The organism is Paenibacillus sp. NPDC056933, from assembly GCF_042674385.1.
Lineage (GTDB): Bacteria > Bacillota > Bacilli > Paenibacillales > Paenibacillaceae > Paenibacillus.
Genome location: NZ_JBHUQN010000002.1, coordinates 535,457 through 559,104, shown reverse-complemented (window position 1 = coordinate 559,104; position 23,648 = coordinate 535,457). Strand labels below are relative to the sequence as shown.

The window sequence follows — 23,648 nt, the reverse complement described above, 5'->3', positions numbered from 1 at the left end:
AAGTGAATCTAAATAACTGATATATTAGGTACAAATACGACACAATTTCAAAAGGAGAATCCGTTCTCATGGAGAAAAGCATTGCAGAAATGCAGCGTGAGGTTGATCTATATATTTCCCAGTTCAAAGAAGGATATTTCAGTCCGCTGGCCATGCTGGCTCGGATGTCCGAAGAGGTGGGAGAACTTGCGAGGGAAGTCAATCATGAGTTCGGCGAAAAACCGAAAAAATCTTCCGAAGCAGAAAATTCCATTGAGCTTGAGCTCGGGGACATTTTATTTATCACGATTTGTTTTGCGAACTCTCTAGGGATTGATCTGGCAGAGGCACATGACAAAGTCATGCATAAATTTAACACACGCGATGCAAATCGGTGGACACCAAAAAACACCGATTAGGCGTAGATTACATATGCTGTACCATCACCTCAATGGGGAGGGACAGCTTGGATGATGAAACCGGAAGAGTATATGCAGCAAGCATACCGCTGTATTTTGCAAAATGATTTTGAGCAGGCGATTCGTTGGTTTGAATCCGCCATCGATGCTCACCCGGAACATGCGGAACTCTATTATCGTTGTTCCATTACGCATGCCCGCAGTCAGCATCTGAGTCAAGCGCTTGAATACGCTCGTAAGGCAGTTGAGCTGTCTCAGGGCATAGAGGAGTATGTATTGCATTTACAGACCCTGGAAGCCAAACAGCTCAGCACTCAGGCTAAGGTACTGCTTGAACAGGCAGGGGACGGAACGCATGAACGATATGTTCAGGCGGCCGATTTGCTGAGACGGGCGGTTAAACTTGACCCGTTATATGTTGAAGCGCAAATCATGCTTTCTCTTGCATACAGCGATCTGAATGAGTTCGACCTTGCAACCAGGTCCGTTCGTGACGCACTGTTATTGGACCCGCAGAATGTGCAGCTGCATCAATTGTTACAGGAAATTAAGCAGCGTATGAAGTCTATACAATAAGAATCCATTTCACGGGTGTAAGGGATTTGTAATGAAATGGATTCAGCCGATTGAGCCAACATAGTGAGGAGATGCAGTCAAGATGAGTGAAGTAATACGAGTTGCCGTGATTGGAGCGGCTGGCCGGATGGGCCGTGAAGTAGTGAAATTGGTGCTTCAAGATCCTGAACTGGAACTCGCAGCAGCGGTCAACCGCTCCGGCATAGGCACGGATGCTGGAACACTTGTCGGTCTGCCTGAATGTGGGGTGCTTTTGACCGACGATATCGAGATGGCTTTTGCAGAGACAAAACCACAGGTTATGGTGGACTTCACTGTCCCCCAATATGCCTTTGCCCATACAGAGATTGCAATCCGTCATGGGGTCAGACCTGTTATGGGTGTTACCGGCTTTACGCCGGAGCAGATTGAACAGCTGGACAAGCAGTGTCAGGAGAAAGGCATTGGAGGGTTAATTGCCCCGAACTTCTCAATCGGTGCTATTTTGATGATGAGGTTTGCCGCACAGGCTGCCAAACATATGCCAAATGTCGAGATCATCGAATATCACGGCGATCAAAAGCTGGATGCTCCTTCAGGTACAGCAATCAAAACAGCCGAGCTGATTGCGGCAAACCGTGAGGAAATTCGTCAGGGTAATCCGAATGAAGAAGAGACGATCGAAGGATCGCGTGGCGGATATTATAATGGATTCCGAATTCACAGTGTACGTTTGCCGGGTGTATTCGCCCAGCAGGAAGTGGTATTTGGAGATTTTGGCCAATCCCTCAAAATTCGTCATGACTCCTATGAACGGGCAGGTTACATGCCTGGTGTTAAAATTGGAGTACAAAAGGTTATGGAATATACAGGACTCATCTACGGATTTGATCACTTTATCGACTAAAAGAGGTAGTTCAAAAAGTCAACTTTTGATCACGAGGTCACTCGAGAAGCGGATACGACATCGAATCTTGAATTCAGCCGGGCCTTCCGTTGCTCACGTAGGTTCGCCTACGCTCCGCTACTCAGTCCCTAGCTTCATCCAACCTTCTTGGTGCTGAAAACCTGACTTTTTGAACACACACTAAAAGGAGATTGTCATGTTGAAAATCGCATTTATTGCCCATGATCGCAAAAAGGAAGAGATGGTTAACTTCGTGACAGCTTACGAACCTGTATTTACAGACCATCAACTATACTCTACCGGCACAACCGGCCTGCGTATTATGGAAGGAACCTCATTACAGATACACCGTTTTGAATCCGGCCCGCTGGGCGGGGATCAACAGATCGGAGCTTTGGTTGCACAAAATGAGATGGATCTGATTATATTCCTGCGTGATCCACTGATGGCACAACCTCACGAACCAGATATTAACGCTTTGCTGCGTCTCTGCGATGTGCAGGGTATTCCACTTGCCACGAACATCGCAACTGCTGAGATTCTCGTTAAAGCGCTGGATCGCGGCGATTTTGGCTGGAGAGAGCTTGTACATAAATACAAGCCAGAGGGCGGATTAAATTCGGGTGATGCTCAATGAGTTTGGACATTCTCATATTTGGTGCACATGCGGATGATGCAGAGATTGGAATGGCAGGAACGATTGCCAAACATACTGCTGCAGGACTGAAAGTTGGTGTGTGTGATCTGACCCGGGCAGAGATGTCATCGAACGGGACAGTAGAGCGCAGAGCCGAGGAAGCGGAGCAAGCCTCCCGCGTCCTCGGTCTTTCGTGTCGAAGCAATCTTGGTTTGCCTGACAGGGGACTGCATGTTACCCCTGAACACATTCAGGCAGTAACTGCCGAGATACGCCGTCATGCACCCCGAATCGTGTTTGCTCCCTATTGGGAGGATCGCCATCCGGACCATGTGATGTGCAGCAAGCTTGTACAGGAGGCCGTATTCAACGCCAAGCTTAGAAATTATATGCCGGACATGCCCGCTGTTCAGGTGAAAGAATTGTATTTTTACTTTATCAACGATATCGGGCCAACGGATTTGATTGTGGATATTACGGAATACTATGAGCAAAAGGAACATTCGTTGCTCAGTTATCGTTCCCAATTTGAACGGGGAGAAGGTGCAGTTTCCACTCTGCTCAATCAAGGATATATTGAACGTGTGAGAGCCCGGGATTCCTTGCTGGGCCAGCGTAGCTTTATTCCTTATGCGGAAGGGTTCGCAAGTATCACGCCTTATGTGGTTAATCAGTTTGGCCTAGCAGCCAAGTAATAGATGATCGAGCTTGCTCGTATGAATATATATTAGTTGCACTTCCGTTGCATTATATCAACCTGCACATGCGGGAGATTAAAGGAGCGTCCACCGGATGGATCAAAAGCTAAAGATTGGGATCACCTGTTATCCGTCCCTCGGAGGGTCTGGCGTTGTCGCAACGGAGCTGGGCAAGTTGCTTGCCGAACAGGGTCACCAGGTTCACTTTATTGCTAATAGTATCCCGTTCAGACTGGGTACATTTCAGAAAAATATTTTTTATCATGAAGTTGAAGTCAACGATTATTACGTATTTCGTTATCCGCCTTATGATCTGTCATTGGCAACGAAAATGGCTCAAGTAGCCAAATCACAGAAACTGGACCTGCTGCATGTGCATTATGCAGTACCACACGCCGTGTGTGCCTTTTTGGCAAAACAAATGGTGGGTGAGGACCTGAAGGTAGTTACAACGTTACATGGTACGGATATTACCGTACTGGCACAGGATGAGTCTTTGAAGGATCTTATTCGACTTGCCATTAATGAGAGTGATGCCGTCACAGCGGTATCCCAGGACTTGATTCGTGAAACGGTTGAATTGCTCGATATAAGGCGTCCAATTGACCTGACTTATAACTTTATAGATAAAAGAATTTATTATCCGAGGGATGCAGCAAATCTGCGTAGAGATTTCGCAGCACCTCACGAAAAAATACTGATGCATATCTCCAACTTCCGTCCTGTGAAGAGAACGCAGGATGTGGTAGAGGTGTTCCGTCAGGTACAGGAACAAATGCCTGCTAAACTGCTGTTTGTTGGAGAAGGACCTGACTTGCCGAAGATTCAATGGAAGATTAATGAGCTTGGACTGAATGACAAGGTTCATTTTCTAGGTAAGCAGGATGATATTGCTCAAGTCATTTCGATGGCTGATGTACTTATGCTGCCATCGGAGAAGGAAAGTTTCGGACTGGTGGCGCTCGAAGCTATGGCTTGTGGTGTACCTACCATTGGATCACTGGCAGGGGGTATACCTGAACTGGTATTGCACGGCAAGACCGGATTTTTGTCTCCGATTGGCGACACACAATCGATGGCAGAGAACACGATTCGCTTGTTGACAGACGACCGTTTGACAGCGGACTTCAGAGAGGCATGTTTGAGACGGGCCCATCATGATTTCTGCAACGATGCGATACGGCATGAATATGAACAAATATACTACCGGGTGCTGGGACGTGAAGTCCCGAATCTGAAGCCCGTTTGTGGCTAATTCTCAGATAGTTCACCGTGGAAATAGTTCTGTGTAAGCCATACCCAAGCAACAGGTAGTCATGAGGTGATAGTAAGTGGTTCAATGGACACAGGTAGACCATGAAATGGCAAGACAAAGCGAGCAGGTGCTTCGAACATTGAATGAAAAAGGGTACGAAGCCTACTGGGTCGGTGGCTGTGTCCGTGATGAGCTTATGAAACGCAGTGTGGATGATATGGATATCACTACGTCTGCTTCTCCTGAGCAAGTCATGGAACTGTTCGCGGATTGTATTCCAACAGGCCTCCAGCATGGAACGGTTACCGTTCGATCAGGAGGCTATTACTTTGAGGTTACGACTTTTCGTACAGAATCTGAATATAAGGACAATCGAAGGCCGACTGCGGTTCACTTTGTCCAGGATATCAAGGAAGATCTGCAACGGCGTGATTTCACGATGAATGCACTTGCCATGGACCGAAACGGAAATATCGTTGATCCTTTTGGCGGACAGACGGACATTCAGGATGAACGGGTCAGATGTGTGGGATCAGCCAATGAGCGTTTTGGTGAAGATGCGCTGCGGATGCTCCGGTGCGTTCGTTTTGCTTCGGTATTCGATTTCAAAATTGCCCACAACACCTGGAAGGGATTGGTTCGACAGAAAGATCTCCTGCAACATATTGCCATGGAACGGGTTCGAACCGAGATGGTCAAAATGATGGCAGGCGCCCATCCGCTGAGAGGTCTGGAATTGCTGCGCCGAAGTCAGGCACTGGAGTATGTCAAGGCATCTGTTCACGTGGAACGATTTAATCAAATTCTCTTATCCAATATGGAACAATTGAAGGGTGAGAACGTTCTATTACGCTGGTCGATACTGCTTATTGCAGGACATTTTACCAGAGATGAAGCAGATGCTTTACTTCGGAAATGGACATTTTCTAACGACGATCGCTCTCGCATGACCGGAGTTCTTGAGGTGGAACAACAGGTGAAGTCTCTCGTTCAGGAACAGAAGGACGAAGAGACACTGCGAGCCGAATGGATCGTTACGGTGTTGTCTTGCGGGCGTCAGGCAACAGAGGACTGGCTCATGATTCAACCCTTACTCCCATCAGGTTGGCGGGAACAAGGGGGATTGCTTGAAGGACAGATCGATGCGATACAATTCAATGGTGCTGCATGGAGTCAATCCATGAAGGTACATGAAATGAAAGATCTGCATATTACCGGTGAAAACATTTTGCAGTTGCTTGGGCGCAAGGGCGGACCTTGGCTGGGACAGTTGATGAAATATCTCTTGAAAGAGACGGCGATTGGTAATATAAAGAATCAGCATGAAGTGCTGACTAACGAAGTGAAGCGGGTGTCTGCAGATGACAAAGCATGAAGAACTGTTACATATGTTACTGAATGCAGAAGGAGAGTTTGTGTCTGGTGAAGAAATCAGTCGCAATCTGTCCATTAGCCGAACGGCCGTGTGGAAACATATTAACAAACTGCGTGACATGGGTTATGAGTTTGAAGCCGTATCTCGCAAAGGATATCGCTTGGTTACCAAACCGGACAGCATTGATGCAACGGCGTTACAGCTGGCGCTGAAAACAACGGTGTTTGGCCGGAAAGCCTTAATCCTTCATTCCACCTTATCCACCCAAGGGGATGTTCAGCACATGGCTGAACAGGGGCAGAGTGAAGGGGCAGTTGTGCTGGCGGAAGAACAGACAGGTGGGCGCGGTCGCTTTGGTCGTAAATGGTTTTCTCCACCTGGAAGAGGGATCTGGATGAGTGTACTGATGCGTCCTGAGCTTGCGCTGCAAAACACACCCCAGTTAACGCTACTCACAGGTGTGGCAGTGTGTCGTGCCATTCGCGCTTGCACAGGCGCTGACGCTGGGATCAAGTGGCCCAATGATCTATTGATTAATGGTCGTAAGGTGTGTGGAATCCTGCTTGAATCAACGGTTGAAGACCATGAAGTACGATACTGTATTGCAGGAATAGGGGTAGACGTTAATTTTGACCCCAAGGATTATCCAGAGGATCTCAAGTCGATTGCAACTTCGCTTAAGATGGAGACTGGTCAATCCATAGATCGGACCAAACTTGCAGCAGCCATTCTCTCAGAATTGGAACATCTGTATTTCTTGTACCAGAAAGAAGGATTCGGGGTAATCTCTTCGCTTTGGGAAGCCTTATCCGTTTCAATGAATCGTGAGATTAAGGTGGTTAATCCACAGGGCGGTCTCGAAGGGATGGCAATAGGTCTTGATCCTTCTGGAGCTCTGATTGTGGAGAAGCAAAACGGCGAACGGGTATCCGTGTACTCAGGTGAAGTTTCGCTGGTAGATTAAACATTATGTCGAAATTACACAGGTAAAATGAAACATAAAACGTGAAGTTTGAGCAGAACTTTGGTATACTATGTTCGTGAGGCGATATCGGCTAATGCAGACCGAATTGCACTCCGGCGATAGTATGCTTTGTTCTGCTTCAAATTGTGCAGCAATAAGGCATGAACGAATGGTAGTAAAGTGAGTTGTTGGATTCTGCTCTGAGCCGAAGAGGACCGAGACAGAAGGGACGATCGCAAGTGACTCTTTTTTGACTTTTCGGGACTTTTTAGTGGAAAACTAAAAGGTTTTTTTGTTGCGTTTAAATTGAAAAGGTGAGAGGAGCCATGAAGAAGATGGGAAATAAACAAGCATTGAATATTGTGAAAATGAAAAAATATAAGCAGGACGGCGTGCCGCTAAGTATGATCACGGCTTACGATTACCCGACAGCCCAATTGGCAGAGGAAGCAGGTATTGATCTGATTCTGGTCGGTGATTCACTGGGAAATGTGGTGCTGGGGTACAACTCCACCTTGCCTGTTACGATCGACGATATGGTGTACCATACACGCTCTGTCGTGCGTGGTGCAGGAAATACGTTTATCGTGGCTGACATGCCCTTCATGACGTACCATGGCAGTGTAGATGAGACACTTAAAGGTGTGCGTCGTTTAATGCAGGAAGGTCATGCACATGCGGTCAAGATGGAAGGCGGTGTCGAAATAGCGGATACGGTAAAAGCAGTAGTGCAAGCCGGTGTACCCGTTCTTGGACATATTGGACTGACTCCGCAATCCGTGAATCAAATTGGCGGTTATCGCATTCAGGGCAAGGATGCTGCGGATGCCAGACGTCTCATGGACGAAGCCAAGGCGCTTGAAGCGGCTGGAGCTTTCGGCATAGTACTTGAACTGGTTACCGAAGAAGTGGCAAGAGCCATCTCAGAAGAACTTTCTATCCCTACAATTGGCATTGGAGCAGGTAGAGGATGTGATGGTCAGGTACTCGTATTCCATGATGTGGTTCAGTACGCTTCCCCTTATACGCCAAAACGCTTTGTAAAAACATATGGAGACGTAGGAACACTGATTCGCAATAGCATTGAGTCCTATGTGAAAGAAGTCAAGGATCGCTCCTTCCCAGCTGAAGAGCACGTATTTACCGCCGCTGACGGCGTTCTGGATCAATTGTACGGACATCGTAAAGAAAAGGTGGAGACGAGCGTATGAAAGTGATACGGACAATCGCAGAATTAAGACAAGAAATCAGCTTGCAACGTCAGTCGATTCGGTCCAGAGAGCCTGTTGTTGGACTGGTGCCTACGATGGGATTTCTTCATGAAGGCCATGCCAGCTTGATGCTTGCTGCCAAACAACAAAGCGATATTGTGGTATTGAGCATCTTTGTTAATCCGATTCAATTTGGTCCGAATGAAGACTTTGAGAGCTACCCCCGAGATGAAGCGAGGGATGTAGAAACAGCTCGTGCACAAGGGGTGGATATCGTATTTATTCCCTCTGTTGAAGAGATGTATCCACAGCCGACACAAACGACTATATCCGTTTCCCGTCTAACAGATCGCTTGTGTGGTGCTTCCCGCCCCGGACATTTTGATGGAGTGACTACGGTTGTATCGAAATTGTTTAATATTGTGCAGCCACAGCGTGCCTTTTTTGGCATGAAAGATGCTCAGCAAGTTGCTGTTATCCAGCAAATGGTTAACGATTTAAATATGGCAGTAGAGATTGTCCCTTGTCCTATCATTCGTGAGAATGATGGCTTGGCGCTTAGCTCGCGTAACGTATATTTGAGCGCTGAACAACGTCAGGAAGCGCTGGTACTGTCCAAAGCACTACGTAAGGCTCAAGAAGCTGTAGATGCAGTCAGCGCGACAACAGCGGCAGAAATCCGCAGTATATTGCGTCAGAATATTGAACGTTCACGGCTGGCCGTCATTGATTACGCTGAAATTCAGTCTTTTCCAAGCCTGGAGCCACTTGCAGATCAGGAAAAAGTTCATGGTCGTGACGATCTGTTGATTGCACTTGCAGTAAAATTCGGCAAAACAAGATTAATTGACAATATAAGGCTGCAACTATCGGAGGTACTGTCCCATGTTTAGAACATTAATGAAATCCAAAATCCACCGGGCAACCGTTACGGAAGCAAACCTGAATTATGTGGGTAGCATTACCATCGATGAAGACCTGATGGAAACATCCGATCTGATGGAGAATGAGAAAGTTCAGATTGTGAACAACAATAATGGTGCTCGTCTGGAAACATATGTCATTCCAGGACCGCGGGGAAGTGGTGTTATCTGTCTTAATGGAGCTGCTGCCCGCCTGGTACAGCCTGGCGATAACATCATTATCATTTCATATGCAATGATGTCTCAAGAAGAGGCAAATAATCACAAGCCTACTGTGGTCTTCGTGGATGGACAGAATAAACCTGTACAAACGATGAAGCAGGAAGTTCACGCGACGATTATGTAATCGACTGGTAAGGGGAATGAAATCGGTCCATTCTACAAAAAATGAGTACAGGTCACTGCACTAATCCATTTTTTCAAGGGTGGGGATGCATCGATGTTCCAGCATGTTTTCGCAGAAATGAACGACATGTTAGATGAAATTATCAAGCGCTACCCTTCTGCTGAAGGCCTAAACAAACAGGAGCTGCTTCAAAAGTGGAATTTACTGAAGCGGATGAGTGACGGGATGATTGATGAGTGGCTGATGTTTGAAGAAAAAATGAGTCAGGTAAGGGAGCAGGAAATGGTTAAGCCTGCTTCTCTTGAACCTGAACAGGAAGCTGTGACCGCTTTGCCGGAACTCCATCTGGAATGTTTCAGTCGCGGTCAGGGATATTTCAAATTGCAGATGTATCCACAGGCGATTATGCAATTTTCGAGGGTTGTGACCGACCATCCGGAAAGCGCACTGACTCGTTTTTACCTGGCTTTGGCTCATCTTCATTTGGAGCAAACTTCAGAAGCTGGAATACACTTGCAGCGTATTATGCATTTAAATGGATCGCCGAGATTAAAAGGGCTGGTATGTAACGTCCTGGGCTGTATTGAGGCCAAGCTCACGAACCTTGATGGTGCATGTTCCCTGTTTGCACAGGCGCTTCAGTATGACCCGACGTTGACCGAACCGTTGTATAACATGGAGGCATGTCGATTGAACAACGGACAATTGCAATATGCAAATCAGCTGACGGCCCTGAACTAAGAGCCGTTTGGCGGCAAGAAGACGGTGTTCCCTCCTCTGGCATAGCGGCGGGGACACCGCCTTTTTTTGTCAGTTAATTTTCAAATGCCCTTTTTTTTGCTATGCTGTAACATAGACTGGAATGGAAGGGACCGTACATTGCAATGAAATTTGCCGTATTGGATTTCGAAACAACCGGCACGCAGTCCGACGGTGAGATTATACAAGCCGGGCTTGCCATCATAGATCATGACTACAGCATAACTCAAATATATAGTTCTTATGTGAATCCGGATGTGCCGATTCCTCCGTTTATAACGGGGTTAACCGGTATTACCAACGAAGATGTGGCGGATGCTCCCTCATTGGAAGAGATGATGATGGAGATGGTTCCGCTGCTTGATGACGTGGTTCTTGTTGGACATAACGTTGCATTTGATTTTCATTTTCTTCAAAATGCATTGGATCGCTGCGGCTATTTGCCGTTCACCGGCCGTATTCTGGATACGATTGATTTTCTGAAGATCACGTTCCCCTCACTGGGTTCGTATCAACTCGGTTATGTATCTTCCGAATTTGGATTTCAGCATGACCGACCTCATCAGGCAGATAGTGATGCACTTGCGACAGCTTATGTGCTTCTAAAATGTTTCGATGAGTTACGTACATTACCGCTTATAACGATTCAGCGCCTCAGTGACCTGTTTGCACCGGAGGATAGTGACTTGGGTTGGTTCTTCGACGGGATGCGCACAGAGAAGGAAGCTGAGCCCATTCAGGATCTGGATGGTCATACGTATTACCGACAGCTTGCCCTAAACGTGAGTGACTGGACAGAGATTGGTGCACCACGGGACGAGCGGGAAGGGAATCCCCTGGAAGGCGTCAGTTTTGAACAGTATATGGATCAGGTCCGAGATAACTTGAAGGAAACGCTGGATCATTATGAGGAGCGCGAGGCGCAAACTCAGATGTTCAGCAGTGTACGACAAGCCTTGGACGAAGAAAAACACCTGTTGATTGAGGCTGGAACAGGTACAGGTAAATCACTTGGTTATCTGCTGCCGGCCATTTACGAGAGTGTGAAGCAAGATCAGAAAGTCATGGTCAGCACACATACCATCAACCTGCAGGAGCAATTGAGAGAGCGGGATATTCCCCTGCTGACGAAAGTGGTTCCTTTCCCGTTTAAGGCAGCGGTGTTTAAGGGACGTGGGCACTATCTGTGCCTGCGCAAATTTGAACACAAAATCAATAAACGTGAATTCGCCACACCAAAAGAGGATTACTTTACTGCGGCTCAGATGATTGTATGGCTTACGCAGACGGAGACAGGTGACGATGAGGAGCTCAACCTCAGCGGACGCGGGGGAGACTTTTGGGAGACGGTACAGAGTGAATCGGAGTCTTGTCTCGGGCGCTCCTGTCCTTGGTTCCGCAAATGTTTCTACCATCGGGCCAAACATGAAGCAGGGTTATCCGATATTGTCATTACGAATCACTCTAAATTGTTTACCGATGTCAAAGCAGCGCATCAACTGCTGCCAGCCTACGAAAGTCTGGTCATTGATGAAGCACATCATTTGGAGGACGTGGCGGGTAAGCATCTTGGTCTGCATATGAAATATTTCACGTTGGTTCATACACTGACCCGGCTGTTTAAAGATAGCCGCAGCGGCCAACTTCCCATGCTTCGTTCCCAATTGTCGGGTCATGAAAACTCGGTACAATGGGGCTCCATGATTGATCAGATGTTCCCGCTTGCGGTTGAAGTCAAAGAGATGTGGGATCGATTGAGCGATACTCTATTCGGCTTGTTGCCTGAACGATCTGATGCTTCTCCAGGCGAGACAGGACAGTTCTCTCTTCGACTGAAGCCTTCGCAAAAACCAGCCAAATGGCAGGAATTGCAGGAGGCTGAAAACCAGATTTATGTAACCCTCGGTGACTTAATCCGTAAAGGCGACAAGTTGCTGCTTGAAGTGAAAGAAGATCAGGATGATTATCAGTCCGATAGTTTGATTACGGATATCTCTGGTCTGCTAAAGGACTTGGCAACGATCAAGGATAATCTGCGTTTCTTCATGCGGATGGATGATACCAAAACCGTTTATTGGATGGAAGCCAGCGGCCAGTTCCGCAGTAAATCGCTGCAATTGTATGCTGTTCCTGTAGATGTCAGTGCACAATTAAAGGAAATGTTCTTTGATAAAAAGAAAAGCGTTGTGCTTACATCGGCTACGCTTTCGGTTGACAAGTCATTTCAATTCATGATTGAGCAGCTTGGCTTGCAGGAAGCTTCCGAGAATAACCGTCTGTTGACGTCCATGCTGCCGTCACCCTTCAACTATCGTGAACAGGCCCTGCTTGTTATTCCACGTGATTTCCCGAGCGTGAAGGGCAGTGTTGGTGATGCCCACTTTGTGAATATGCTTGTACACTCACTCGCAGAAACGGCCATTGCCACTCGTGGCCGCATGATGGTGTTGTTTACATCCTACCGCATGCTGCGACAGGTCTATGATCCACTCAAAGAGGCGTTGTCCGGCAACGATATCTCATTATTGGGTCAAGGGGTGGACAGCGGCAGCCGTTCCAAATTGACACGCCGGTTCCAGGACGCAAAAGCTACGGTGCTTCTTGGCACAAGCAGCTTCTGGGAAGGGGTGGACATTCCGGGAGAGGCATTGACTTGTCTAGCCATTGTCAGACTTCCTTTTCAACCGCCGAATCATCCATTGGTGGAAGCGAAGAGCGAGCTTTTGCAAGAGCAGAAGAAAAATCCGTTTATGAAGCTGTCTGTGCCGCAAGCGGTCATTCGTTTCAAACAGGGTTTCGGTAGGCTGGTTCGCACAGGTCAAGACAGAGGCATCGTGATCGTATACGATACACGCGTCATTGAAGCCTATTATGGCAAGTACTTTTTATATTCATTACCAGGACCCAAAATGGAGCATATGCTTGCGGAACAGATGGTTTCGCGAATTACGGAATGGCTCGATAAGCCAGCCGGGGAACAACAATAACAGACTAGAGATACCTTGTGCTCACTACATCATTGCATGAAGCCTGTGATCAGCGGTAAAATTGATTAGATCATTCATTTGTCTCATGAATTTGAAGTAATGCAATTATCATTTATATAACTAGAGCATTCTGTATATTTACTTTTCCTTTCGTATGTACTGATTTATGCAGGATGCTCATCTTTTCATCTATCTATCGTGGTCTTGGTAAGGGGGAGCAATGAATGAAATCAGATAAAATCTCGGAAGCCGTGGTGCGACGTTTGCCAGTTTATTTGCGCTACTTAAATGAATTGCATCAGCGCGAAGTCACTACGGTTTCTTCTCAAGAGCTTGGGCTAAGGCTGGATCTGAATCCAGCTCAGATTCGTAAGGATCTGGCTTATTTCGGTGATTTTGGCCGTAAAGGCATCGGTTATGACGTTTCATATCTCATCGAAAAAATTCGTCATATTTTAAAGATAGACCAGCAGATTAATGTGGCTCTTGTCGGAGCCGGTAATCTGGGACATGCATTGTCCAATTACAACGCATATCTGAAAGACAACATGAAGATTGTTGCTGTATTTGATGCCTACGGTCCGAAGATTGGAAGTCAAATCAACAGCCTGACGGTACAGCCGATGAATGAATTAACAGATTCGATCAAAAAGGATAACATTCGCATCGGAATTATCACTGTTCCCGACACGGAAGCCCAAAATGTTGCGGATCAGCTGATTGAGTCTGGAATAGAAGCGATCCTCAACTTTGCACCAACCATCCTCAAAACCCCGCCGCATATTCGCATTCATCATGCCGATTTTACGACGGATCTGCTTAGTTTGGCTTATTACTTGGAGAATGGAAAGGACGACGAGGAAGATGACGAGAAATAGATGGGTTATTCATAACGGCAAATTTGCTGTTAGCGAGGGTGCGAATTGGAAAGTGGTTCACGGTTATATGGTCGTAGAGAATGACCAGATTGTGCATATTGGTGAGACGTTGCCGGAAGGAGACGAAAGTCTGACGAAGGTGGATGGAAAAGGACTGCTCTTCCTGCCGGGTCTGATCAATACGCATGGCCATGCAGCGATGTCGCTTCTGAGAGGTCACGGGGACGATCTGGCGCTACAAGTTTGGCTGCAGGAGAAAATGTGGCCAATGGAAGCCAAAATGACGTCTGAAGACGTATATTGGGGCACATCACTTTCCGTGCTTGAAATGTTGAAAGGCGGAACAACGGCGTTCCTCGATATGTATGATCATATGGATCAGGTTGCGAAAGTGGTGGAACAATCCGGCGTTCGGGCTGCTCTGGCACGTGGCGTAATCGGACTTTGCTCAGAAGAAGAACAACGGCGTAAACTGGAAGAGTCCGCAGCATTTGCCCGTCAATGGAATGGACAAGCAGACGGAAGAATTACCACCGTAATCTCTCCACACGCCCCTTATACTTGTCCTCCAGACTACATAGAGAAGCTGGTACAGGTTGCACATGACCTGAATCTGCCTTTGCATACCCATATGTCTGAAACACTTCGTGAAGTGGAGCAGAATGTAACCGACTATGGTCTTCGTCCTGTCGCACATCTGGAGAAATTGGGCTTCTTCTCACGTCCATCCCTGGTCGCCCATGCCGTGCATCTGAATGATGAGGAGATCGAGATTCTCGCACGGCATGATGTAGCCGTTTCCCACAATCCAGGCAGTAACCTGAAGCTGGCTTCGGGTGTTGCACGTGTACCTGACCTGCTGAAAGCAGGTGTGACCGTGTCCCTGGGAACAGACGGACCTGCAAGTAACAATAACCTGGATATGTTTGAAGAGATGAGACTGGCTGCATTGATTCACAAAGGTGTGTCCGGTGACCCAACGGCCGTTCCAGCCGGGGAAGCGCTGCTGCTCGGAACTTCATATGGTGCCAAATCCATTTTCCTGAACAATACAGGCGCTCTGCAAGCAGGCATGAAGGCTGACTTCATCGCACTTAACATCGAACAGGCCCATTTCTATCCACATACCGATCTGATTTCCCACACGGTCTACTCGGCATCAGCCAAAGATGTGGAGCATGTATGGGTGGATGGCAAACAAGTGGTCAAACATGGCGAATGTCTTACCATGGACGAAGAGCGCATTTTGCATGAGTCTCAGCTTGCATTTGACGGTCTGCTCGCCCGTTAATTTCAGGATTGCAGCGTCATAGGGGAAAGGAAGTTCGGCTTTTGAAGAAAAAAAAGAAGTGGATATGGATTTCGCTGCTGCTCCTGGTTCTGATTCTGTTTGGTCTTCAGCGTTATTATGTCTATGTTACCCAGGATCAGCGCAAGGAAGAGGCGTTGGCCATACAGGCGGCACAAGACCAGCTTGGGATAACGTCATATGAAGACCTGCGGAAGTATGTATGGGGTCAGAAGGACGGCGGAGACAACATATACTGGACCCTGATCGGCAAAAATAAGGATAACCAGAATGTAGTGGTATGGATCAAGTTTGATGGAAATAACAAGCCTGTGACGGGGGCCAATGCAGTACACAGTGAACTCTTGCAAAACGGCATGTCTGAAGCTCAGATTCGAAATCGGTTCAGCTCTGAAGTTCCAGGTGGGGAGATCAAGCGAATCATGCCAGGCGTTGTGAATGGAATCTATGTATGGCAAGTGTATTATAAGGATGACACTCACAATTACTACCGTTTTTATCGTTTTAGTAACGGTGAACAGGTTGATCTGGTCTATACCATCCCGAATAGCTAGAATAGGCAGCAGGTTTACTATTGTCTAAAAAAGTACATGCAAAGAGCCGGCAGACGGAAACCCGACTGAACCGGTTCTTTGGCTTACCTTCTTGGTCATTTTGGATTTGAATAGTTAAAATTATTAATTTATTCATATTTTCGCCTTAGATATTGTATATACGATGTGATATACTCAACTATGTACTCAAGGATACATCATACACGAATAAATCCTGTTAGGCACATCACAGGATATTACGTACACATATTCATATTCTTGGCTACAAGCTATAGGATGAGCCAACATATAGGAGGGTAACTCACTTGAAGATAAAAGTATTGCCTATTGCTTTAACTGCCGTCATTTCAGCCGTCTTGTTGTTTGGAGGTTGGTTTGTGTATCGTCATGTGGCTTTGCAGAGCCCTATTGAAAAGATGGTTACCCAATACGACGGAGTCAATGACGTTCAATTATCTATTAACCGCAATGATGTACAGTTGAAACTCGATCTGCAGCCAGATGTTGATTTGGGCAGATTGGTACAATATATTCATAAAGAAGGACAGACCTTGATTGGCACCCGATCGTTGAAACTGGATGTCGTGGATCATTCCAACGAAGCGCTAGAGAGCTGGTGGGGTAGCGCCATGTTCACCGTGGCTCAGGCGATGGAAAACAAGCAATACACCGAGATTACCCCGACGTTGTCCAAGATGGCAACGAATGGGATCAAGGTAAACACAGCTATGGACGATAACAATGTATATGTTAGTCTCAGAGATGGAGATGCCAGCAAGTTTATTATTTTGCCGCGTGTGCCCGGTCAGATAGGAGTGTGGCCCAATGCCTAAATGGACGAAAGAAATTGCCATTGGATTTGTACCCGTATTGATTATCTTTCTTGCTTTTGTTGGTGTAAACATGGTTCCCATCTTAATCGCGGCATTGCTTGTGGGGGGGCTGCTGCTCATGATGCAAATGCGCGGAGGAATTACGGTAGGAGCTGGTCAGGAACGTAAACGCAAGAAAAAAGGACCTTCCAAGCTGACTTTTGAAGAAATCGGGGGTCAGGAAAGTGCCAAACAGGAACTGAGGGAAGCGCTTGATTTTCTGATCCGGCACGAAGAAATCCAGAAGTACGGGATTCGTCCTTTGAAGGGCATTTTGCTCACTGGCCCTCCCGGAACAGGGAAAACATTAATGGCCAAGGCAGCTGCTCATTATACGGACTCTGTTTTTGTAGCAGCCTCAGGCAGTGAGTTTGTTGAAATGTACGTCGGTGTGGGTGCCGGCAGAATCCGGGATTTGTTCCGGGATGCGAGAACTCGGGCTGCCAAAGAAAATAAAGAAAATGCCATCATATTTATCGATGAAATTGATGTCATTGGGGGTAAACGTGAAGGTGGACAGCAGCGCGAGTACGATCAGACGTTGAATCAGTTGTTGACTGAAATGGATGGGATATACTCTTCCGACACACCACGTATACTCGTAATTGCAGCGACAAACCGTAAAGAAATGTTGGATAGCGCCCTGACTCGTCCGGGACGTTTTGACCGTCATATTCAGGTGGACTTGCCAGACAAAAAAGGAAGAAAACACATACTGGAGCTTCACGCAGTCAATAAACCTCTTTTGGAAGGCGTCAGTCTCGATAAGACAGCTGAAGAATCCTATGGTTTCTCTGGGGCTCAGCTGGAAAGTGTAATGAATGAAGCTGCAATTTATGCGATGAGAGACGGGCTGCTTAACATAGAACAGCGCCATCTGTCGCTTGCGATTGATAAAGTAATGATGGGTGAGAAGACAGATCGTGAATCCAGCGTGGAAGAGAAAAAAAGGGTCGCTATTCACGAATTGGGACATGCCATTATGGCTGAATTGGTTCGTCCCGGAAGTGTAAGTCAAGTTGCGCTTAGTCCACGTGGACAGGCATTGGGATATGTACGTCATAACCCGCAGCAAGAACAATTTCTGTATACAAAGCGCTTTCTTGAAGAACAGATCATGATTGCGCTCGGAGGTGCGGCTGCAGAAGAAATGTATTACGGTGGGCGCAGCACAGGCTCACGTAATGATTTTGAGCAAGCGACGAATGTGGTTCAAACGATGATGGCCTCCGGACTTACTTCCCTTGGCATTGTTAACATGGAAATGGTAACTACGGAAGAATTGATGCGGGAGAACAAATTGATCCTGCAAGACCTGATGGAACAGACAAAGCGATTGCTTGAAGAACAACGGACAATTTTCGACAATTCCCTCGACACGCTGCTCAGGGAAGAAGTATTGTCTGGCGATCAATTTCGTTGTCAATTTCGTGACAGCGCCCTTCTACCGGCATAATTTATTTATGCCGGTTATTTTTTTTTACATTTCACTCGTGCTAAGATATTATTATATGTTGGGTCGAAATTTGTAATTTTCGGCGAACAGGGTACAATAGAGAAATAGAGAACCGAAAGGATGGAGCAGAACCATGTTTTTCAAAAAGATAGGAGTTGTCGGCGGCGGCACGATGGGGCAAGGTATTTCCCAGATGCTTGCAGCCAAAGGACTTGATGTGCTTCTGGTGGAACACACAACGGAGAAGCTGGATCATGCATATAACATGATTGAGACGAACCTCGATAAACAACTGGAGAAATGGGCCATTACGAAGGCTGAGAAGAAATTGATTCTCTCCCGTATTACCAAAGTTGCTCATTTGGCTGAACTCGGAACTTGCGATATGGTCATTGAGACTATTTCTGAAGATCTGGAAGCGAAAAAAGCGGTATTTAGTCAGCTTGACCAAGTTTGTCCAAGCAACGTAATTCTTGCAAGTAATACATCCACGCTGAGTTTGACTGAGCTTGCAAGCTCAACCAAATACCCAGAGCGTGTTATTGGTATGCACTTTATTCACCCGGTTTCCCGGGTTGATCTTGTAGAGATTATTCGTGGTCTGAAAACATCCGATTCCACTTTTGCAGAAACTAGACGTTTTGTAGAAGAAGTAGCGGACAAAAAAGGCGTTATGATCTATGAGTCCCCTGGATTTGTTACGTCCAGACTGATCTGTCTTTTGATTAATGAAGCTCTTCATGTTTTGCAGGAAGGCGTCGCTTCTGCTGAAGATATCGATGACGCTATGCGTATCGGATACAACTTCCAGCATGGCCCGCTTGAGATGGCAGACCGCTTCGGGCTGGATTCTGTAGAAGCAGCACTCGAAAGAATGTTCCGTGAATTCGGTGAATTGAAATATCGTCCTTCCACGGTCCTGAAGAAAATGGTACGGGCAGGACACCTGGGTGTCAAAACAGGCGAAGGATTCTTCAAGTACGACAAGGATGGTGACCGGCTGTGAAAGTACTCGTAATTAATGCGGGGAGTTCCTCGCTCAAATATCAATTGTATAACATGACGGATGAATCCGTATTGGCCAAAGGTCTGGTAGAGCGGATCGGAATGGACTCTTCCATTCTGACTCACAAACCGACTGGTCGTGAGGATGTTACGGAAGTTAGCGAAATTCTGGAACATACTACAGCGATTCGTAAAGTGATTGACATCCTTACAGACAAAGAAAACGGTGTGCTTGATTCCGTTGATGAAATTCAGGCTGTTGGGCATCGTGTGGTTCATGGTGGTGAAGCATTTAAGGAATCTGCGTTGGTTGATGATGCTTCCAAAGCAGAAATCCGCCGTCTGTTCGATCTGGCTCCACTCCATAACCCTGCAGCAATGATGGGTATTCGGGCGGCTGAATCCAATATGCCGGGTGTACCTCAAGTTATGGTATTTGACACGGCTTTCCATCAAACGATGCCGGAAAAAGCATATCTGTATGCCATTCCACGTGTGCTTTACAAAAAGTATAAAGTGCGTCGTTATGGAGCACATGGTACTTCCCATGATTACGTAAGCAAAGCTGCAGCAGAATATCTGGATCGTCCATTGGAAGATCTGAAGATCATCACATGCCACGTCGGTAATGGTGGTAGCGTAACTGCTGTGCAGGGCGGCGTTTCCGTAGATACTTCCATGGGGATGACTCCACTCGAAGGACTGATGATGGGTACACGTAGTGGGGACCTTGATCCGGCAATTGTACCTTATGTGATGAACAAAGAAGAGCTGAGCGTGAGCGAAGTAAACTCCATGTTGAACAAACATAGTGGACTTCTTGCAATCTCCGGCATCAGCAGCGACATGCGTGAAATCACGGAAGGGATGGAGGCTGGCGATGCTAACTCCACGCTTGCATTCGAGATGTACGAATACCGTCTGCGTAAATACATCGGTTCTTATGCAGCAGCAATGAACGGTGTAGACGTGATCGTATTTACGGCTGGTGTAGGTGAAAACTCTGTTGTTCTTCGTCAAAAAGTATGTGAGCAGCTCACATATCTGGGTGTTGAACTGGATGAAGCGCTGAATGCCATTCGTTCGGGTGAACCACGTCGTATTACAACCGCGAATTCAAAAGTGGGTGTTCTCGTTGTACCAACGAACGAAGAATTGGTTATTGCAAGAGATACACACCGAATCGTATTGAATTCTCAGTAATCTAATTGTAAAGTGAATATAGCGTGACAAGGAAGTGCAGGGGACAGGCATAGGCCTGCCCGCTGCATTTTCAAATTCAGGATACCGAGGAGAGATATGGGCATGAGTACGGATTGTGTAATTCGTAATGTGAATGAGCATGTGGGCGAAACCGTTAAGATCGGCGCCTGGATTAACAACAAACGTTCCAGCGGCAAAATTCAATTTTTGCAACTGCGTGATGGAACCGGATATATTCAAGGGGTAGTGGTTAAGAGCGAAGTCAGCGAAGATATCTGGAATGCTGCCAAAAGCTTGACACAAGAAAGTTCATTGTACGTTACAGGCATCATCCGCGAAGAGCCACGTAGCGCGTCTGGTTATGAGATGACAGTTACCGGGGTAGAGATTATTCATCTTACTGAAAATTACCCGATCACTCCTAAAGAACATGGGGTAGACTTCCTGATGGATCATCGCCACTTATGGCTGCGTTCGACGAAACAACGTGCCATTATGGTCATTCGTGCGGAAATTATCCGTGCTGTTCAGCAGTTTTTTGATGGTAACGGATTTACACAGGTTGATCCTCCGATTCTAACACCTTCATCTGCTGAGGGAACGACGAACTTGTTTCACATCAAATACTTTGATGAAGATGCCTATCTGACACAAAGTGGACAGTTGTATATGGAAGCTGCAGCTATGGCTCTGGGCAAAGTGTATTCCTTCGGTCCTACGTTCCGTGCTGAGAAATCCAAAACACGTCGTCACTTGATTGAGTTCTGGATGATTGAACCGGAGATGGCATTTGTAGATCACGAGGAAAGCCTGCGGGTTCAGGAGAAGTTTATTGCTCACGTCGTACAAACGGTTCTGAACAACTGCCGTGCTGAACTGGAATCGATCGGACGTGATGTATCCAAGCTTGAGAAAATTGTCGCTCCATTCCCGCGTATTACGTATGATGAAGCGATTGAGTTCCTGAATGGACAAGGTTTTGATATTCCTTGGGGAGAAGACTTCGGTGCCCCACATGAAACGGCGATTGCTGAGAAATACGAAACTCCGGTCTTTATCACACATTATCCAGCTGGAATCAAGGCATTCTATATGAAACCTGATCCTAATCGGCCTGAAGTGGTGCTTTGTGCAGACATGATCGCACCAGAAGGATACGGAGAGATCATTGGCGGTTCCCAGCGTATTGATGATCCGGAACTGATGCAGCAGCGCTTTGATGAGCATCAATTGTCAGAAGAGGCATATCAGTGGTATCTGGACTTGCGTAAATATGGATCGGTTCCTCACTCCGGCTTCGGTCTGGGATTGGAGCGGACGGTAGCTTGGATCTGTGGATTGGATCACGTACGTGAGACCATTGCATTCCCACGTATGCTCTACCGTCTGTATCCTTAATGCTGAACCGTGAGTCTATGGAAGAGACCGGCTCCAAAGCCTGGTTGAATGGAGCAGCTTTCGGTATGGCAGCAGGCACAGCGCAGCTCCCATATGCTTTACTGCGCTATTACCATCAGCTGGGGTTAAGTGATGCTGAGGTACTTCTGCTGATTCAATTGTTTGGATTCCGACAAGTGGAATTCAATGAGTTCCCAACACTTGAAGAGCTTGCTACCCGCATGGGTCTTGCTCCTGAAGGCATTGCAAGAATGCTGCAACGTCTTATGAGAGAAGGGTACATTCACATTGACGAACATCGGGATGAAGAGCGTGATATTCAGTATGAACGTTACGACCTGCACGGATTGTATGCCAAGCTGGCAGTTTGTACAGCGGAAGATATGGACGCTTCCCGTCAGCAACAGCTGGACCGTAATGCATCGCGACCGGATTCGAACAGTGTTCAAAAAGAAGAGGAAGAACGAAACATGTTCTCTATTTTTGAAAAAGAATTTGGCCGTCCACTCTCACCAATGGAATGTGAGACGATATCCAGTTGGTTGGATCAGGATCGCTATCAAGAGGAACTTATTCTTATGGCATTGAAGGAAGCAGTGTTTGCTGGTAAAGTACATTTCCGCTATATAGATCGGATTCTGCTCGAATGGAGCCGTAATCGCGTGAAGAATGTGCAGGATGCGAAGGCATATACGCAACGTTTCCGTAACGGGGGACGTTAGTATTAATGTCAGGTTAACCAGCAAGTTCAATGAATTGAATTCAGAATAAACCAAGAACAGGCCAGAAGATATTCTGCGCCTGTTTTTGTTAGATTATAGAGGCGTTTAGGTCCATGAAAGCTAATCTTTTCAGGCAATGTGCAATCTTTTTATAAAAATTTGAATAATACGCAGGGGTCAACAAATAAGTTGTCGTCTATTGTAATGGAGAGGAGGGGAGAGTCATTGATGAAGCGCGCTTAATTGAACAAATCCGTCAAGGCGATACATCCAAACTGCGTTTGTTGATCGAAAAGTACAGCCAACATGTATATCACGTGGCCTATTCCGTATTGCGGAACGATCAGGATGCACAGGATGCTGCGCAGGAGGCGTTCATTCAAATGGTTAAATCTCTCCCCGATTACCGATCTGAAGGTTTCAAAACATGGCTGACTCGAATTGCCTTTCACAAAGCAATCGATGCCAAACGCAAGTTGGGCAGACGGAGTGCTGAGGATCTGGGCGGAGAAGAGAAAATAATGAACATGCCCGGACATGAAGAAGATGTACTTCTCCGTCTTGTTCGTGAAGAACGTCAGGAGAAGATTCGTGAACGCATTAATCAGCTGCCTGCCCAACACAGAGATATTATTACTGCGTATTACTTAAGCGAAAAAAATTATGAACAGATCGCCAGTGATGCACAAGTGGCAGTGAAAACCGTGGAGTCCCGGCTGTATCGTGCACGGCAATGGATTCGAAATCATTGGAAGGAGGATGAGTGGCGTGAGGAATAAAGACAAGTACACTGTCCAGGAATGGACTGATTATATCGAAGGCCGAATGACTGCAAACCAGGCAAATAGTATGGAACAGGTATTAATGGACGTACCGGATGCGATGGACAACTATCTCGAAGCACTAGGGATTCATCGAGAGTTGCCCCAACTGAACGACCCGGCAGGCTTTGCGGATTCGGTCATGAACCGAATTACGGATATGCAACCCTCCAAGCCAAAGGGCAAATCGCGTTCCGGACGAAGCCGACTCTGGTTGAATCATAAAGTGTTTCATTATGCAGTAGCGGCTTGTCTGACGCTAATCTTTCTCTCCTCTGGGGTGTTTGACAAAGTCGCGCCTTATCATAAGTTCCAGGATGGTGACCACAGGGGATCTTTCACGGAAAAATGGACGGAGGCAGCCACTTCCTGGCTGGATCATTTTAAACCTAAACCATAAAATTTAGTCACATTG

General features: G+C 46.7%; 24 protein-coding genes. All 24 read left to right on the top strand.

What is annotated here, in order from left to right:
• Positions 1–68: 68 nt before the first annotated feature.
• The 24 genes from ACFTRD_RS17390 to ACFTRD_RS17275 all read left to right on the top strand — a co-directional run bounded on the left by ACFTRD_RS17390 (position 69) and on the right by ACFTRD_RS17275 (position 23,633).
• The gene (locus ACFTRD_RS17390; RefSeq protein WP_192268323.1) at positions 69–398 is read left to right on the top strand and encodes a nucleotide pyrophosphohydrolase; all 330 of its coding nucleotides are present in this window, start codon (positions 69–71) and stop codon (positions 396–398) included.
• A gap of 51 nt (positions 399–449) precedes the next feature.
• The gene (locus ACFTRD_RS17385; RefSeq protein ID WP_379382223.1) at positions 450–974 is read left to right on the top strand and encodes a tetratricopeptide repeat protein; all 525 of its coding nucleotides are present in this window, start codon (positions 450–452) and stop codon (positions 972–974) included.
• Positions 975–1,056: 82 nt separating this feature from the next.
• Positions 1,057–1,860, top strand: a complete 804-nt coding sequence (gene dapB, locus ACFTRD_RS17380) for a 4-hydroxy-tetrahydrodipicolinate reductase (RefSeq protein WP_379382221.1) — start codon at positions 1,057–1,059, stop codon at positions 1,858–1,860.
• Between the two features lie 196 nt (positions 1,861–2,056).
• Positions 2,057–2,497 (top strand): methylglyoxal synthase, encoded by a 441-nt coding sequence (mgsA, locus tag ACFTRD_RS17375; protein ID WP_192268319.1) that lies wholly within the window; start codon positions 2,057–2,059, stop codon positions 2,495–2,497.
• The gene (gene bshB1 / locus ACFTRD_RS17370) at positions 2,494–3,192 is read left to right on the top strand and encodes a bacillithiol biosynthesis deacetylase BshB1 (protein WP_379382218.1); all 699 of its coding nucleotides are present in this window, start codon (positions 2,494–2,496) and stop codon (positions 3,190–3,192) included. Before mgsA ends, bshB1 begins: the two co-directional genes overlap by 4 nt.
• A gap of 97 nt (positions 3,193–3,289) precedes the next feature.
• A complete protein-coding gene (gene bshA / locus ACFTRD_RS17365) occupies positions 3,290–4,450 on the top strand; it encodes an N-acetyl-alpha-D-glucosaminyl L-malate synthase BshA (RefSeq protein ID WP_379382216.1) in 1,161 nt (386 codons plus the stop codon).
• Between the two features lie 76 nt (positions 4,451–4,526).
• Positions 4,527–5,825 (top strand): CCA tRNA nucleotidyltransferase, encoded by a 1,299-nt coding sequence (locus ACFTRD_RS17360; protein ID WP_379382214.1) that lies wholly within the window; start codon positions 4,527–4,529, stop codon positions 5,823–5,825.
• Entirely contained in the window at positions 5,812–6,789 is a 978-nt protein-coding gene (locus tag ACFTRD_RS17355) for a biotin--[acetyl-CoA-carboxylase] ligase (RefSeq protein ID WP_379382212.1), read from the top strand. Before ACFTRD_RS17360 ends, ACFTRD_RS17355 begins: the two co-directional genes overlap by 14 nt.
• A gap of 335 nt (positions 6,790–7,124) precedes the next feature.
• Positions 7,125–8,000 carry a 3-methyl-2-oxobutanoate hydroxymethyltransferase gene (panB, locus tag ACFTRD_RS17350; protein WP_379382210.1) on the top strand — a complete coding sequence of 292 codons (876 nt, stop codon included), beginning with the start codon at positions 7,125–7,127 and terminating at the stop codon, positions 7,998–8,000.
• Positions 7,997–8,893, top strand: coding sequence for a pantoate--beta-alanine ligase (gene panC / locus ACFTRD_RS17345; RefSeq protein WP_379382208.1), 897 nt, complete (start codon positions 7,997–7,999; stop codon positions 8,891–8,893). The genes panB and panC overlap by 4 nt, the downstream gene beginning before the upstream one ends.
• Positions 8,886–9,269 carry an aspartate 1-decarboxylase gene (gene panD / locus ACFTRD_RS17340; RefSeq protein ID WP_379382206.1) on the top strand — a complete coding sequence of 128 codons (384 nt, stop codon included), beginning with the start codon at positions 8,886–8,888 and terminating at the stop codon, positions 9,267–9,269. The genes panC and panD overlap by 8 nt, the downstream gene beginning before the upstream one ends.
• Positions 9,270–9,362: 93 nt before the next feature.
• Positions 9,363–10,010, top strand: a complete 648-nt coding sequence (locus tag ACFTRD_RS17335) for a tetratricopeptide repeat protein (protein ID WP_379382203.1) — start codon at positions 9,363–9,365, stop codon at positions 10,008–10,010.
• Positions 10,011–10,153: 143 nt separating this feature from the next.
• Positions 10,154–13,015, top strand: a complete 2,862-nt coding sequence (gene dinG, locus ACFTRD_RS17330; RefSeq protein ID WP_379382201.1) for an ATP-dependent DNA helicase DinG — start codon at positions 10,154–10,156, stop codon at positions 13,013–13,015.
• Positions 13,016–13,239: 224 nt separating this feature from the next.
• Positions 13,240–13,893 carry a redox-sensing transcriptional repressor Rex gene (locus ACFTRD_RS17325; RefSeq protein WP_192268303.1) on the top strand — a complete coding sequence of 218 codons (654 nt, stop codon included), beginning with the start codon at positions 13,240–13,242 and terminating at the stop codon, positions 13,891–13,893.
• Complete coding sequence (locus ACFTRD_RS17320) at positions 13,880–15,184, top strand: amidohydrolase (RefSeq protein WP_379382198.1); 1,305 nt, start codon at positions 13,880–13,882, stop codon at positions 15,182–15,184. Before ACFTRD_RS17325 ends, ACFTRD_RS17320 begins: the two co-directional genes overlap by 14 nt.
• 41 nt (positions 15,185–15,225) lie before the next feature.
• Positions 15,226–15,756 (top strand): hypothetical protein, encoded by a 531-nt coding sequence (locus ACFTRD_RS17315; protein WP_379382196.1) that lies wholly within the window; start codon positions 15,226–15,228, stop codon positions 15,754–15,756.
• A gap of 305 nt (positions 15,757–16,061) precedes the next feature.
• Positions 16,062–16,589, top strand: coding sequence for a hypothetical protein (locus tag ACFTRD_RS17310; RefSeq protein WP_192268297.1), 528 nt, complete (start codon positions 16,062–16,064; stop codon positions 16,587–16,589).
• A complete protein-coding gene (locus ACFTRD_RS17305) occupies positions 16,582–18,084 on the top strand; it encodes an AAA family ATPase (RefSeq protein WP_379382193.1) in 1,503 nt (500 codons plus the stop codon). Before ACFTRD_RS17310 ends, ACFTRD_RS17305 begins: the two co-directional genes overlap by 8 nt.
• Before the next feature lie 133 nt (positions 18,085–18,217).
• A complete protein-coding gene (locus ACFTRD_RS17300; protein WP_063566802.1) occupies positions 18,218–19,090 on the top strand; it encodes a 3-hydroxyacyl-CoA dehydrogenase family protein in 873 nt (290 codons plus the stop codon).
• Entirely contained in the window at positions 19,087–20,292 is a 1,206-nt protein-coding gene (locus tag ACFTRD_RS17295) for an acetate/propionate family kinase (RefSeq protein ID WP_379382190.1), read from the top strand. Before ACFTRD_RS17300 ends, ACFTRD_RS17295 begins: the two co-directional genes overlap by 4 nt.
• A 102-nt stretch (positions 20,293–20,394) precedes the next feature.
• Positions 20,395–21,690 (top strand): asparagine--tRNA ligase, encoded by a 1,296-nt coding sequence (gene asnS, locus ACFTRD_RS17290; RefSeq protein WP_192268289.1) that lies wholly within the window; start codon positions 20,395–20,397, stop codon positions 21,688–21,690.
• Complete coding sequence (locus ACFTRD_RS17285) at positions 21,690–22,412, top strand: DnaD domain-containing protein (protein WP_228469461.1); 723 nt, start codon at positions 21,690–21,692, stop codon at positions 22,410–22,412. The genes asnS and ACFTRD_RS17285 overlap by 1 nt, the downstream gene beginning before the upstream one ends.
• 281 nt (positions 22,413–22,693) lie before the next feature.
• Entirely contained in the window at positions 22,694–23,191 is a 498-nt protein-coding gene (locus tag ACFTRD_RS17280) for an RNA polymerase sigma factor (protein ID WP_379382187.1), read from the top strand.
• Complete coding sequence (locus ACFTRD_RS17275; protein ID WP_379382185.1) at positions 23,181–23,633, top strand: hypothetical protein; 453 nt, start codon at positions 23,181–23,183, stop codon at positions 23,631–23,633. Before ACFTRD_RS17280 ends, ACFTRD_RS17275 begins: the two co-directional genes overlap by 11 nt.
• Positions 23,634–23,648 lie beyond the last annotated feature (15 nt).